Genomic DNA, 12,491 nt, shown 5'->3' with positions numbered 1-12,491 from the left:
CAGGTAGACCTGGCAACCAAGGAAATTGCAGGTCAAACGGTCTGATCAAAGATCAGGCCTTCTTGGTCTCCCAGAAGATCTTGTCGATCTGGGCGATGTAGTCCAGCGCCTTCTGGCCCGTCGCCGGGTCGGTGGAGCCCTTGGCGGCCGAGAGGGCCTTCAGGGCGTCGTTGACGAGCTGGTGCAGCTCCGGGTACTTCTCGAAGTGCGGGGGCTTGAAGTAGTCGCTCCAGAGCACCGAGACGTGGTGCTTGGCGAGCTCGGCGCGCTGTTCCTTGATGACGGTGGCACGCGCCTGGAAGTGCGGGTCGTCGTTGGCGGCCATCTTCTCCTGTACGGCCTTCACCGACTCCGCCTCGATGCGGGCCTGGGCCGGGTCGTACACACCGCAGGGAAGGTCGCAGTGTGCGCTGACCTTGACCTTGGGGGCAAACAGGCGGGAAAGCATGGAGCATTCCTTCCTCGTGATCGTCTTCTCAGGTGGGACATTACTCCCTGCAAGACGGGTTTTCGCGAGTGCCCCCATGGGCTTAGGACAAAAGTCCGGGGTGAGACTGAGACTGGTGGAGGACCCTACTGGGGAGGTGCCGGGGATGCCGGAGTTGTCGCAGGAGACCGAGCGCGGGCGGGCGGACCGGCCCTTCGGGTGGGCCGAGGTGACCGGACCGTCGATGGTGCCCACGCTGTATCACGGCGATCTGCTCGTGGTGCAGCACCGGGGCCGGATCAGGCCCGGTGACGTGGTGGTGCTGCGGCATCCGTTCCAGCAGGACCTGCTCGTGGTCAAGCGGGCCGCGGAGCGCCGCGAGGGCGGCTGGTGGGTCCTCGGGGACAACGCGTACGCGGGGGGTGACAGCACCGACTACGGGGTCGTGCCGGACGAGCTGATCCTGGGCAGGGTCCGGCTGCGCTACCGGCCGCGCAAGCCGGATCAGCGCTCGCCGTTCGCGGTGGCGCGCTGGGCGCTGTCGGCGGTACGGCTCGTCCTGGCCGACCGGTCGGCCTCCAGGCGCTTGCGGGCCCGGTAGGCGGCCACGTTCGCGCGGGTCGCGCAGCGGTCCGAGCAGTAGCGCCGGGAGCGGTTGGTGGAGGTGTCGAGGTAGGCGTTGCGGCACGGCGCAGCCTCGCACAGGCCCAGGCGGTCCACGCCGTACTCGGTGAGATGGAACGCCAGGCCCATCGCCGCGATGGCCGCGTAGCCCGCGGTCGCGTTCGACGGGTGGTCCGCGAGGTGCATGTGCCACAGGGGACGGCCGTCGTCGTCCCGGAAGTCGTGGCCGGAGATCTGCGGGCTCACCGGGAACTCCAGCAGGAGCGAGTTCAGGAGGTTCACCGCCAGCGCCTCGTCGCCCTCGTCCGCCGCCTCGAACACCGCCCTCAGCCGCGCACGGACCGAGCGGAAGCGGGTGACGTCGGCGTCGGTGGCGCGACGGCCCGCCTCCTGGCTGACGCCGAACAGGTCGCGGACGGCCTCGACCGAGGTCAGCGAGTCCTTGCCCCGGGCCGGGTCCTCGCTGTTGACGAGTCGTACGGCGTAGTCCGAGTAATAGGCCAGTTCCACTTGTAGTCCTTACGGAGGCGTTCTATCGTCGTGAGGCGGTCGGGTAAGAGCTGATCGTGCTTCCAGGGTATTACGTGACCTGCGCGATGGAGGGTTCGATGACGGACATGGGCACGGACACCGAGACCACCCCGACCGCCGACTGGCTCGCCTGGCAGAAGAGCTGGGACCGGCAGCAGGAGTGGTACATGCCCGACCGCGAGGAACGCTTCCGGATCATGCTCGACATGGTCGAGGCCCTCGTCGGACCCACCCCGCGCGTGCTCGATCTCGCGTGCGGCACGGGGAGTATCTCCGCCCGGCTGTTCGCCCGGTTCCCCGACGCCACCAGCACCGGTGTCGACCTCGACCCGGCGCTCCTCGCCATCGCCGAGGGCACCTTCGCGGGCGACGAGCGGGTCTCCTTCGTCACCGCCGACCTCAAGGACCCCGACTGGCCGGCGAAACTGCCGTACGACTCCTACGACGCCGTCCTGACCGCCACGGCCCTGCACTGGCTGCACCGTGAACCCCTCCCGACCCTCTACGGTCAGGTCGCGGAGCTGGTCCGCGACGGCGGTGTCTTCCTGAACGCGGACCACATGATCGACGAGTCGACGCCCCGGATCAACGCGGCCGAGCGAGCCCAGCGCCACACCCGCATGGATCAGGCCAAGACGGAGGGCGCCCTCGACTGGTCCGAGTGGTGGCAGCTGGCCGCCAAGGACCCGGTGCTGGCCGCGCCGACGGCCCGCCGCTTCGAGATCTACGGCGAGCACGCCGACGGCGACATGCCGTCCCCCGAGTGGCACGCGCGCGTACTGCGCGAGCAGGGGTTCGGGGAGGCACGGCCGGTGTGGTGCTCGCCCTCGGACACGCTGTTGCTGGCGCTCAAGTGACGCGGAAGAAGGGGCGTTTCACGGCCTCGCCGGCCCGCGCGCAGGACATCTAGTCAAGTCATCAACGACGACAAACAGTTCGGCCCCGCCAAGAGGACTGGCGGGGCCGAACTGTTTCCCTACGGCTGTCTACAGCACCTTGGACAGGAACGCCTGCGTCCGCTCGTGCTGCGGGTTGCTCAGGACCTCGCGCGGGTCGCCGGACTCCACGACCACACCGCCGTCCATGAAGACCAGGCTGTCGCCGACCTCGCGGGCGAAGCCCATCTCGTGGGTGACGACGACCATCGTCATGCCGGACTCGGCGAGGTCGCGCATGACGTCGAGGACGTCGCCCACCAGCTCCGGGTCGAGGGCCGAGGTCGGCTCGTCGAAGAGCATCAGCTTCGGGTCCATCGCCAGCGCCCGGGCGATGGCCACACGCTGCTGCTGGCCGCCGGAGAGCTGGGAGGGGTAGCCGCCGGCCTTGTCCGCGAGGCCCACACGCTCCAGGAGCTGTGCCGCGCGCTCCCTGGCCTGGGCCTTGCTGGTGCCCTTGACCTGGATCGGCGCCTCCATGACGTTCTCCAGCGCCGTCATGTGCGGGAACAGGTTGAACCGCTGGAACACCATGCCGATGTCCCGGCGCTTCACCGCGACCTCGCTGTCCTTGAGCTCGTACAGCTTGTCGCCCTTCTGGCGGTAGCCGACGAGCTCGCCGTCGACGTACAGCCGACCGGCGTTGATCTTCTCCAGGTGGTTGATGCACCTCAGGAAGGTGGACTTGCCGGACCCGGAGGGGCCGATGAGGCAGAACACCTCGCCCTGCTTGACCTCCAGGTCGATGCCCTTGAGGACCTCTACGAGCCCGAAGGACTTGTGGACGCCTTCGGCCTTCACCATGGCGGTCATGCGGTGCCTCCTGTCGGCTTCGAGCGGTTGGACAGGGACAGCACGTTCGCCCTGATCTTCTGGAACGGGGTCGCCGGCAGCGAGCGGCTCGACCCGCGGGCGTAGTAGCGCTCCAGGTAGTACTGGCCGATGCTGAAGACCGAGGTCAGCAGCAGGTACCAGGCCGCCGCCAGGAACAGCATCTCGGCCGGGGCGCCTGAGGTCTGGCCGATGTCCTGGGCCGCGCGGAACAGCTCGGGGTACTGGACGACCGAGACCAGCGAGGTCGTCTTCAGCATGTTGATGACCTCGTTGCCCGTGGGCGGCACGATCACGCGCATCGCCTGCGGGATCACGATCCGGCGCAGCGTCTTCGCGTGGCTCATGCCCAGCGCGTGGGAGGCCTCGGTCTGGCCCTCGTCGACCGCGAGCAGACCGGCACGGCAGATCTCCGCCATGTACGCGGCCTCGTTGAGGCCGAGGCCCAGCAGCGCCGTCAGGAACGGGGTCATGAAGTCCGACCACTCGTTCTTGTAGAACGGGCCGAGGTTGATGTACTCGAAGACCAGGCCCAGGTTGAACCAGACGATGAGCTGGACCAGGACCGGGGTGCCGCGGAAGAACCAGATGTAGAACCACGAGATCGACGAGGTCACCGGGTTCTTCGACAGGCGCATCACGGCGAGCAGGATGCCGCCGATGATGCCGATCGCCATGGAGAGGACGGTCAGCAGGAGCGTCCTGCCGACGCCGTCCAGGACACGGTCGTCGAAGAAGTAGTCCGGGATCGCACCCCAGTTGATCTTGCCCTGGGAGAACGCGTACACGACGGCGCCCAGCAGGGCGAGCGCCACGACGGCGGAGACGTACCGCCCGTAGTGACGGACCGGAATGGCCTTGATCGCCTCCGGGCCGGCCGGCGGGGTGTCCGCCGGCCCGTCCGTCTTGTGGATGTCAGTCACAGGTATTGCCTTTCAGTGCCCGCTGTCAGGTGATGCGGTCACTTGCCGCCGTTGATGGCGGCTTCCTGCACCGCTCCGTCCTCGACGCCCCACTCCTTGATGACCTTGTCGTACTCGCCGTTCGCGATGATCGCGTCCAGCGCGGCCTTGAGGGCGTCCCGCAGCTGGGTGTTGTTCTTCGCGACCGCGATGCCGTACGGCGCGGCCTCGACCTGCTCGCCGACGAGCTGGAAGTCGTTGCCGCCGCCGGAGGTCTTCACGGCGTACGCGGCCACGGGGAAGTCGGAGGAACCGGCGTCCGCGCCGCCCGCACGCAGGCGGGTCTGGGCCTGCTGGTCGTTGTCGAAGGCCTCGATGGAGATCGTCTTCCCACCGGTGCACTTCTTGGCCTCGGACTTCGCCAGGTCCTCGGAGACCGTGCCGCGCTGCACGACGATCTTCTTGCCGCACAGGTCCGACCAGGTCTTGATGTCGGTGTTCTTGCCCTTCTGGGTGTAGATCGAGACACCGGCGGTGAAGTAGTCGACGAAGTCGACGCCCTCACCGACCTTCTTGCCGGTGTCCGAGTCGATGCCCTCCTGGCGGTCCTTGGTGTCGGTCATCGCGGACATGGCGATGTCGTAGCGCTTGGAGCGCAGACCGGTGATGAGGCTGTCGAACGTGCCGTTCTCGAACTGGAACGTCACACCGAGCTGCTTGCCCATGGCGGCGGCGAGGCCCGGGTCGATGCCGACCGTCTTGCCGGAGTCGTCCTTGAACTCGACCGGCGCGTAGGCGATGTCCGAGCCGACCTTGATGACGCCCTTGTCGCGGATCGCCTGGGGCAGCTTGTCGGCGAGCGGTGCCGCGCTCTTGGAGCCGGAGCTCTCCGAGCCGCTGTCGTTCGTCTGGTCACCGCAACCGGTGAGAATCAGTGCGCCTGCGACCGCGATCGAGCCGACCGCTGCGAGCCGGGCGCGTGCTGCGGTGGTACGACGGGTGGTGCTTGCGGTCATGGTGGGTTCCTCCGGCGGATGGGTGGAGTTGCCGATGGGGCCGGCTCCTGCCATGGGGACCGGCAGGGGCCTTGGTTTCCTAGGTCGACGAGAGCACACACCTTCGAGTGCCGCGACCTCGTGTGATTACGGCATCCTGCCATTCGGACTAAGGCATTCAGGGCGCCCGTCATGTCAAAATCGGATAACGGGTTACCCCCGAACCGTCGCAGGTCGGTACATCCTGACCGCACCTTCTGCGGGAATCCGCCCTTCCGGCCGGAAGATCTTCGGTGCATCTCAGGATGCGGAAGCGGCTTGCGCGGGTTTGTGACTGATAGTCGCTCTTGGAAGTGTCTGGTGTCGATTGTCCGCTTATCTGGTCACGAATCACACCGGTGTCGCCGTCGGGACGTGTCTGATTCGTGTCCGTCGGTGTGGGTGTTTCCATTCCCGTCATGTGATCTTGCACGTATTGGACTCGTCGTCAGCGCGGTCCGTCCGGTAAGAAGGTTCTTTACACCCCTCATCCGGGGCTCAGGGCGCGTGTGCGGCGCGCCCGTCGCGTAGCGGCCGTACGTCGGACGTCGTACGTATCCACGAGCAAGGCCATGCGCGGTCCCGCCCACTTCTCACCAGGAGTGGTCCCACCCTCAAACCAAGAACTCTTAAGGGGTCAGACAAAGTGGCAGCGGAGATTGTCAATCCTCGCAGCGGAAGCAAAACCGATCAGGACGGCGGGGCCGAGCCCCTCGATTCCTTCGATCCCGCGTTCGCGCTGCACCGCGGCGGCAAGATGGCCGTGCAGGCCACCGTGCCGGTCCGTGACAAGGACGACCTGTCCCTGGCGTACACGCCCGGCGTCGCGAAGGTGTGCAGCGCGATCGCCGACCAGCCGGAGCTGGTGCACGACTACACGTGGAAGTCGTCCGTCGTCGCCGTCGTGACCGACGGCACGGCCGTGCTGGGGCTCGGCGACATCGGGCCCGAGGCCTCCCTTCCGGTGATGGAGGGCAAGGCGATTCTGTTCAAGCAGTTCGGCGGCGTCGACGCGGTGCCGATCGCTCTCGACTGCACGGGTGTCGACGAGATCGTCGACACCGTGGTGCGGCTCGCGCCGTCCTTCGGTGGGGTGAACCTGGAGGACATCTCGGCGCCTCGGTGCTTCGAGATCGAGCGGAAGCTGCAGGAGCGGCTGGACATCCCGGTCTTCCACGACGACCAGCACGGTACGGCCGTCGTGACGCTCGCCGCGCTGCGGAACGCCGCGCGGCTGACCGGGAAGGGGCTCGGCGATCTGCGGGCCGTCATCTCCGGTGCCGGCGCCGCGGGTGTCGCCATCGCGAAGATGCTGGTCGAGGCCGGTATCGGGGACGTCGCGGTGGCCGACCGCAAGGGCATCGTGTCGGCGGACCGGGACGATCTGACGTCGGTGAAGCGGGAGCTGGCCGGGTTCACGAACAAGGCGGGGCTCAGCGGGTCGCTGGAGTCGGCGCTGGCCGGGGCGGACGTGTTCATCGGGGTGTCCGGTGGGACCGTGCCGGAGGAGGCGGTCGCCTCCATGGCCGAGGGAGCCTTCGTGTTCGCCATGGCCAACCCGAATCCCGAGGTGCATCCGGATGTCGCGCACAAGTACGCGGCGGTCGTGGCCACGGGTCGGTCGGACTTCCCGAACCAGATCAACAACGTGCTGGCGTTCCCCGGGATCTTCGCGGGCGCGCTGCAGGTGCGGGCGTCCCGGATCACCGAGGGCATGAAGATCGCGGCGGCCGAGGCGCTGGCGTCGGTCGTGGGCGACGACCTGGCCGCGGACTACGTGATCCCCTCGCCGTTCGACGAGCGGGTGGCGCCGGCGGTCACGGCCGCGGTCGCTGCTGCGGCTCGGGCGGAGGGCGTTGCTCGGCGCTGACGCCGCGCGGCTGACGTGGAACGTGAAGGGGATGGCCTCGCCCGGTCGGGCGGGGCCATTTCTGTCGCCCGGGACGGGGCCGTTCGGGTGGGCCCCATGCCGAGGTGCCTTGGCAAGAGGGCGTGTCTCACAGGGCGCCGTGGTTCCGTCGGCTCGCGGCGGAGCCTATCGTCAAGGTCATGTTCGCTGTCTACGCCGCCCGAATCGACCGCGACCAGCCGCTCTCCGGATTGGAGTTGGGGGAGCGACCGGCCCCCGAGGCCCGTCCCGGCTGGAGTTCCGTCCATGTGAAGGCCGCCTCGCTCAATCATCACGATCTGTGGTCGCTGCGGGGTGTGGGCCTCGCGGAGGACAAGTTGCCGATGATCCTCGGGTGCGACGCCGCCGGTGTCGACGAGGACGGCAATGAGGTCGTCCTGCACTCCGTGATCGGACAGAGCGGACACGGGGTGGGGCCCAAGGAGCCCCGGTCCATCCTCACCGAGCGGTACCAGGGCACCTTCGCGGAGCAGGTCGCCGTGCCGACCTGGAACATCCTGCCCAAGCCCAAGGAACTCTCCTTCGCCGAGGCCGCGTGCCTTCCGACGGCCTGGCTGACCGCCTATCGGATGTTGTTCACCAACGCGGGCGTACGGCCCGGTGACTCCGTGCTGGTGCAGGGTGCCGGAGGTGGCGTCGCCACTGCTGCCATCGCGCTCGGGAAGGCCGCGGGGCTGCGCGTCTTCGCCACCAGCCGGGACGAGGCCAAGCGCAAGCGGGCCCTGGAGCTGGGGGCCGTCGAGGCCGTGGAGCCGGGGGCTCGGCTGCCGCAGCGGGTCGATGCCGTGATCGAGACCGTGGGCGCGGCCACCTGGTCGCACTCCGTCAAGTCGCTCAAGCCGGGCGGCACGCTGGTCATTTCGGGTGCCACCAGTGGCGATCGGCCCTCGCACGCCGAGCTGACGCGGATCTTCTTCCTGGAGTTGAAGATCGTCGGGTCCACCATGGGGACCAAGGACGAGCTGGAGGACCTGCTCTCCTTCTGTGCCGCCACCGGTGTGCGGCCGGTGATCGATGAGGTGCTTCCGATGGATCGGGCCCGGGAGGGCTTCGAGCGGATGGAGTCGGGCGAGCTGTTCGGGAAGGTCGTGCTCACCAACTGACGGTTCTCGCCAAGGCGCTTGCGGCGGGTTCGGGGCTTTGCCCCGGGCCTGCCGCTTTTTTTGTCAACTGGGGTTGACGCGGATCGGTGTGTCAACTTACGTTGACATCATGACCGAGGCAACAGATCTCGCCGAGCGGGCCGGCGACCGCGATCCACGGGTCGGGCTGCGGGCCGTCGCGGCGTTGCGCCGGCTGCTGGAGCAGTTGGAGGCGGTGCAGGTGCGCAGTGCGCGTAATCAGGGGTGGTCCTGGCAGGAGATCGCCGAGGAACTCGGGGTCAGCAGGCAGGCCGTGCACAAGAAGTACGGGAGGCGTTGATGTTCGAGCGGTTCACAAAGGATGCGCGTGCCGTGGTGACGGGGGCGGTCGAGCAGGCAGAGAGGGGTGAGGCCGCTGTCGTCGACCCCGAGCACATGCTGCTCGCGCTGCTCGATCGGGAGGGCAGCCGCGCCTCGTTCGCGCTCGCCGCACTCGGGGGAGGGCAGTGGCTGGAGTCCGTACGGGAGGCTCTGGGCGAGGCCCGGCGGCGCGGTGGGCTGTCGCAGGCCGAGGCCGATGCGCTGGCCGGGTTGGGGATCGATGTGGGGGAGATCGTCGCGCGGGTGGAGGAGGCGCACGGGGTCGGGGCGCTGTCCGGTGACCGGCGGGGCAAGGGGGCGCGGTCCGGGCACCGGCCCTTCAGCCGGGGCGCCAAGGACGTGCTCGTACGGGCGCTGCGGGTGGCCACTTCCCGTCGCGACCGGCACATCGGGGACGAGCACATTCTGCTGGCCCTCGTCAGCCGTCCCGGCGTGCCCGCCGAGGTCCTCGCCGACCGCGGGGTGACGTACGAGGCGGTCATCCGGGTGTTGTACGGCGAGGGTGAGGCCAAGGCGGGTTGAGGGGGAGTACGGCTGATGCGCGGGTGCGCGGGCCGTACTCCCCGGCGGGGCGTGTCAGGGCTTCGGGGTGCGCAGCAGCGCTCCGATGTGTGCCGCCGCGCTGGACAAGTGGCGGCGGGCGTCGCGGAGTTGGTCCGCTGACACGCCGTGGTCCCTCGCTGCGTCGCGGATGTCGTCGCGGAAGCGGTCGAGCAGGCGGTCCAGGTCGCGGGCCGGGTCGCCGCTGGGGGTCTCGTGGGCCCAGGTGGGTTCGTAGTCGGCGGGGAAGTCCTCGGGGGTCTCGGAGTATTCGGGCTGCTGCGTCGACTTGGGGGTGTCCTGGCGGCCGAACCCGAAGTCTCTGCCGTAGTCCTTGCCGAAGTCGCCGAACTGCTTGGCCAGTTCCGTCAGGCCCTCCCGGACTCCCGTCGGCCAGTCGCCGCGCGCGAAGTGGTCCTGCACCTGTTCCTGGACCCGGCGGGCGATGCGCTGGACGTCCTCCTGGGCCTGGGCCCGGGCGCGGTCCTGTGCCTCCTTGGCCTGGCGTCGGGCGCGCTGGGCCTCCTCGCGGGCGCGGCGGCTCTCGTCCTTGGCGCGGCGGGCCTGTTCCTTCCACTCCTGCTTGGCCCGGCGCATCTCATCCTTCGCGGCGCGCCACGCCTCCTTGTCGGTGAAGTCGGACAAGTCGCCGAAGGGCGTCTCCGCCCCGGTGCCGTTCCCCTTGCGGGCTTCGGAGGCCGCCGCGCGCATCTCGCGCCGCAGGTCGCCCGCCGCGCCGCGCACGTCCGCCTGGATCTCGGCGGCGAGTTCGGCGACGGACTCTCTGATCTCCAGCTCCAGGTCGGCCAACTCGCCGCTGCGGTCGGCCAGTTCCGCACGTCCCGCGTCCGTGATGGCGTACACCTTGCGGCCGCCCTCGGTGGTGTGGGTGACCAGCTGCTCGGCCTCCAGCTTGGCCAGGCGCGGGTAGACGGTGCCGGCCGATGGTGCGTACAGCCCCTGGAAGCGCTCCTCCAGCAGGCGGATCACCTCGTAGCCGTGGCGCGGGGCCTCGTCCAGGAGCTTCAGCAGATAGAGACGGAGGCGGCCATGGGCGAAGACGGGGGGCATGTCAGAGCACCTTCTTGTCGGTCGTGCCGTCGGCCGGGGCGTCGGTGGGGGCGTCGGTGGGGGCGTCGGTTGCGGCATCGGTCGGGTCGTCGCCCTGGCCGGAGACGGAATTGTCCCCCGAGCCGCGCGGTGCGCCGCTCATCGGGTCGGTCGTCGCGTCGGCCGTGGCCTCGGCGCTCTCCCCGGCCTCCGCCTCCCAGGCCTCCGCCTCCCAGGGCTCGTCCTCCTTGGGCGGGCGGCGCAGCAGGGCGATCGAGCCGGAGACCGTCGTCGCCCGGAGCTTGCCGGTGCCCGCGCCCAGCCGCCCGGTGACCTTGTGGGCGCCCCACTGGCCGTGCACCCGCAGGCCCTCGAAGGCGTTGGAGATCGTGCCGCTCGCCGTGTTGGCCTCGACGTCGGCGTCGGCCGGGGCCGGCAGGCGGATGGCGATCTCGCCGGAGACGCTGGTCAGCCGCACGTCGGTCGGGCCGTCCGGGTCAAGGTCGATGATCATGGCGCCGCTCACGGAATCGGCCTTCACGGAGGCACCCGAGCCCTCGACGACCGTGAGATCGCCGGAGACGGAGTTGAAGCGGAGGTCGCCGGTGACGGCCTGCGCCTCCAGGTTCCCGGAGACGGTGTCGGCGCGGACCGGGCCGGAGAGGCCGACGAGGGTCGTGTCGCCGGTGACGCCCTTGACGACCGATGGTCCGTCGATGCCCGAGACCACCGCCCCGGCGCCGACCACGCCCACCTCGACCCGTGTGTCGGCCGGCACCGCGAGGGAGACCACCGCGCTGCGGCGCCAGCCCTTGCGGTCGAGCCACTTGAGGAAGCCCTTCCACGGCAGGTCCTCGTAGGCCACCGTCAGTGTGCCGCCCTGCTGGGTGACCACCAGGGGTGGGCCCTCGATCTCGGAAACCTCCAGGCGGGCGGAACCTTCGTCGGTCCCCACGACGTTCACAGTGCCGTTGACGATGCGCACCTGGAGCTCGGTCACCGGCTCGTCGAAGGTGAGCTTCCCGGGCTCTGCTACGGACCACTCGGACATGTGCGGGACCTCCTGGGCGACCGGACGCGGCCGCACGGGCCGGATCGGAACACGACACGCCATATCGCGTCTTCTGAGAAACACGATATATCGTGGACGGCGAAAGTCAAGGCACTCGTTCGCGTGATCACAAATCACGCGAGCGGGACAAAACGGCCTAGCGTGTTGCCATGTCGACGGAACAGTCCCGGACCACCCGCGAGGCCCGCCCCGCCCCCGGCGCCCTGCTGCTCTGCCGTGCCGGGCCCGAGTCCGTCGCCCCCGTCGCCCGGCTGCTGCGCGAGGACATGCTGCTCGCGTCGGCCGGCGGGGAGTGGAGCGTGCTGGTCCCGGAGGGGCGGCCCTGGCTGGAGGGCGACGAACCGGTCGACCGCGTCCTCACCGGCTGGGCCACCGCCCTCGCGGTCGGCGCGCCCTGGCCCGTCCTCGCCCTGTGGTGGGACGCCGACCGCGCCGGATACACCCTCGCTTCCGGCTTCCGCCGCCCCGTCGGCTACGTCTGGCTCGGCAACGGCACCCCGGCCGGCGAGGACGAGGCCATGCGCACCTTCGCCGGCCGCCTCGGCCTCGACCCGGTCCTGGACGTGCAGTCCCTCGACGACCTGACCCGCGCCGACCCCGCGGCCGACGCGCACGCCCGCATGCGCGGCCTGATCGCCGTCCTCACGCGCGCGGGCCTGTCCCTGCCCGACGGCCTCGCGCCCGGCGAGAGCGCGGACGCCCTCCAGGCTGCCGTCGGCGTCCAGCCGCACATCCGCCTGATCGAGTGGTGGGGCTGGCGCGACACCCTCCGCGCGGAACTGGACGCCGTCGAGGGCCGCCGCCTCGGCGCCCTGCTCCCCTGGACCGGCGGCCCCCAGGCCCGTGTCCTCGCCCTGGCCCAGATCGCGGCCGGCCTGCCGCTGGCGGTCTGGGGTCTACGACGCCGAAGCGGCGGTTGGATCGCGGCGGGAGGGGTGCTGCTGACCCACGGGGCGCTGGGGCTGGCGTACAGCGCGGTGCGGCCGCTGGACTGAGACGGCCGCTGACGTGCAGCCGCACGGATCGCCGTACAAAGGCGAGGGCCGCCGTCTCGGCGCCCTGGGGTCCACGACGCCGGAGCGGCGGTTGGATCGCGGCGGGAGGGGTGCTGCTGACCCACGGGGCGCTGGGGCTGGCGTACAGCGCGGTGCGGCCGCTGGACTGAGACGGCCG

At 69.7% G+C, this 12,491-nt stretch carries 14 protein-coding genes; 7 read left to right on the top strand and 7 right to left on the bottom strand.

Annotated elements, in window-relative coordinates:
- Window positions 1-52 precede the first annotated feature (52 nt).
- On the bottom strand, window positions 53-448 hold the full coding sequence (sodN, locus tag ACZ7NC_RS10750; RefSeq protein WP_007491258.1) for a superoxide dismutase, Ni: 396 nt from the start codon (window positions 446-448) through the stop codon (window positions 53-55).
- Window positions 449-593: 145 nt separating this feature from the next.
- Between sodN and sodX the strand changes: the two genes are divergently transcribed.
- On the top strand, window positions 594-1,028 hold the full coding sequence (gene sodX, locus ACZ7NC_RS10745; protein WP_471487165.1) for a nickel-type superoxide dismutase maturation protease: 435 nt from the start codon (window positions 594-596) through the stop codon (window positions 1,026-1,028).
- Here the strand turns inward: sodX and ACZ7NC_RS10740 are convergent.
- Window positions 932-1,561, bottom strand: coding sequence for a CGNR zinc finger domain-containing protein (locus ACZ7NC_RS10740; protein ID WP_471486838.1), 630 nt, complete (start codon window positions 1,559-1,561; stop codon window positions 932-934). The two genes, sodX and ACZ7NC_RS10740, sit on opposite strands and share 97 nt — an antisense overlap.
- Window positions 1,562-1,659: 98 nt before the next feature.
- On the opposite strand from ACZ7NC_RS10740, the gene ACZ7NC_RS10735 reads away from it, so the two are divergent.
- Window positions 1,660-2,439, top strand: a complete 780-nt coding sequence (locus tag ACZ7NC_RS10735; protein WP_471486836.1) for a class I SAM-dependent methyltransferase — start codon at window positions 1,660-1,662, stop codon at window positions 2,437-2,439.
- Window positions 2,440-2,568: 129 nt separating this feature from the next.
- Here ACZ7NC_RS10735 and ACZ7NC_RS10730 read toward each other — a convergent pair whose 3' ends face one another.
- The 3 genes from ACZ7NC_RS10730 to ACZ7NC_RS10720 are packed head-to-tail and all read right to left on the bottom strand — an operon-like array spanning window position 2,569 to window position 5,266.
- Window positions 2,569-3,330 carry an amino acid ABC transporter ATP-binding protein gene (locus ACZ7NC_RS10730; protein ID WP_471486834.1) on the bottom strand — a complete coding sequence of 254 codons (762 nt, stop codon included), beginning with the start codon at window positions 3,328-3,330 and terminating at the stop codon, window positions 2,569-2,571.
- Entirely contained in the window at window positions 3,327-4,271 is a 945-nt protein-coding gene (locus tag ACZ7NC_RS10725) for an amino acid ABC transporter permease (RefSeq protein WP_471486832.1), read from the bottom strand. The genes ACZ7NC_RS10730 and ACZ7NC_RS10725 overlap by 4 nt, the downstream gene beginning before the upstream one ends.
- Window positions 4,272-4,309: 38 nt before the next feature.
- Complete coding sequence (locus ACZ7NC_RS10720) at window positions 4,310-5,266, bottom strand: ABC transporter substrate-binding protein (RefSeq protein ID WP_471486830.1); 957 nt, start codon at window positions 5,264-5,266, stop codon at window positions 4,310-4,312.
- A 664-nt stretch (window positions 5,267-5,930) separates the two neighbouring features.
- On the opposite strand from ACZ7NC_RS10720, the gene ACZ7NC_RS10715 reads away from it, so the two are divergent.
- From ACZ7NC_RS10715 to ACZ7NC_RS10700, 4 genes are all read left to right on the top strand, one after another.
- Window positions 5,931-7,154 (top strand): NAD(P)-dependent malic enzyme, encoded by a 1,224-nt coding sequence (locus ACZ7NC_RS10715; protein WP_471486828.1) that lies wholly within the window; start codon window positions 5,931-5,933, stop codon window positions 7,152-7,154.
- A 179-nt stretch (window positions 7,155-7,333) separates the two neighbouring features.
- Window positions 7,334-8,296 (top strand): zinc-binding dehydrogenase, encoded by a 963-nt coding sequence (locus ACZ7NC_RS10710; protein ID WP_471486826.1) that lies wholly within the window; start codon window positions 7,334-7,336, stop codon window positions 8,294-8,296.
- A gap of 109 nt (window positions 8,297-8,405) precedes the next feature.
- Window positions 8,406-8,615 carry an HTH domain-containing protein gene (locus ACZ7NC_RS10705; RefSeq protein ID WP_471486824.1) on the top strand — a complete coding sequence of 70 codons (210 nt, stop codon included), beginning with the start codon at window positions 8,406-8,408 and terminating at the stop codon, window positions 8,613-8,615.
- Window positions 8,615-9,178, top strand: a complete 564-nt coding sequence (locus tag ACZ7NC_RS10700; protein WP_471486822.1) for a Clp protease N-terminal domain-containing protein — start codon at window positions 8,615-8,617, stop codon at window positions 9,176-9,178. The genes ACZ7NC_RS10705 and ACZ7NC_RS10700 overlap by 1 nt, the downstream gene beginning before the upstream one ends.
- A gap of 54 nt (window positions 9,179-9,232) precedes the next feature.
- Here ACZ7NC_RS10700 and ACZ7NC_RS10695 read toward each other — a convergent pair whose 3' ends face one another.
- Both ACZ7NC_RS10695 and ACZ7NC_RS10690 read right to left on the bottom strand, forming a co-directional pair.
- Window positions 9,233-10,267 carry a PadR family transcriptional regulator gene (locus tag ACZ7NC_RS10695; RefSeq protein ID WP_471486820.1) on the bottom strand — a complete coding sequence of 345 codons (1,035 nt, stop codon included), beginning with the start codon at window positions 10,265-10,267 and terminating at the stop codon, window positions 9,233-9,235.
- A gap of 1 nt (window position 10,268) precedes the next feature.
- A complete protein-coding gene (locus tag ACZ7NC_RS10690) occupies window positions 10,269-11,297 on the bottom strand; it encodes a DUF4097 family beta strand repeat-containing protein (protein ID WP_471486818.1) in 1,029 nt (342 codons plus the stop codon).
- Window positions 11,298-11,467: 170 nt separating this feature from the next.
- Between ACZ7NC_RS10690 and ACZ7NC_RS10685 the strand changes: the two genes are divergently transcribed.
- The gene (locus tag ACZ7NC_RS10685; RefSeq protein ID WP_471486816.1) at window positions 11,468-12,313 is read left to right on the top strand and encodes a hypothetical protein; all 846 of its coding nucleotides are present in this window, start codon (window positions 11,468-11,470) and stop codon (window positions 12,311-12,313) included.
- The last annotated feature ends 178 nt before the right edge of the window (window positions 12,314-12,491 follow it).

The sequence above is a fragment of the Streptomyces sp. NPDC111802 genome (assembly GCF_055634335.1).
Note: the sequence above shows the minus strand (reverse complement) of the source record. Positions and strands in the feature narration are given on the sequence as shown.

Coding starts and splice junctions, on each gene's coding strand:
- sodN (WP_007491258.1), bottom strand. CDS start 448: ATGCTTTCCCGCCTGTTTGCCCCCAAGGTCAAGGTCAGCGCACACTGC.
- sodX (WP_471487165.1), top strand. CDS start 594: ATGCCGGAGTTGTCGCAGGAGACCGAGCGCGGGCGGGCGGACCGGCCC.
- ACZ7NC_RS10735 (WP_471486836.1), top strand. CDS start 1,660: ATGACGGACATGGGCACGGACACCGAGACCACCCCGACCGCCGACTGG.
- ACZ7NC_RS10730 (WP_471486834.1), bottom strand. CDS start 3,330: ATGACCGCCATGGTGAAGGCCGAAGGCGTCCACAAGTCCTTCGGGCTC.
- ACZ7NC_RS10720 (WP_471486830.1), bottom strand. CDS start 5,266: ATGACCGCAAGCACCACCCGTCGTACCACCGCAGCACGCGCCCGGCTC.
- ACZ7NC_RS10710 (WP_471486826.1), top strand. CDS start 7,334: ATGTTCGCTGTCTACGCCGCCCGAATCGACCGCGACCAGCCGCTCTCC.
- ACZ7NC_RS10705 (WP_471486824.1), top strand. CDS start 8,406: ATGACCGAGGCAACAGATCTCGCCGAGCGGGCCGGCGACCGCGATCCA.
- ACZ7NC_RS10700 (WP_471486822.1), top strand. CDS start 8,615: ATGTTCGAGCGGTTCACAAAGGATGCGCGTGCCGTGGTGACGGGGGCG.
- ACZ7NC_RS10695 (WP_471486820.1), bottom strand. CDS start 10,267: ATGCCCCCCGTCTTCGCCCATGGCCGCCTCCGTCTCTATCTGCTGAAG.
- ACZ7NC_RS10690 (WP_471486818.1), bottom strand. CDS start 11,297: ATGTCCGAGTGGTCCGTAGCAGAGCCCGGGAAGCTCACCTTCGACGAG.
- ACZ7NC_RS10685 (WP_471486816.1), top strand. CDS start 11,468: ATGTCGACGGAACAGTCCCGGACCACCCGCGAGGCCCGCCCCGCCCCC.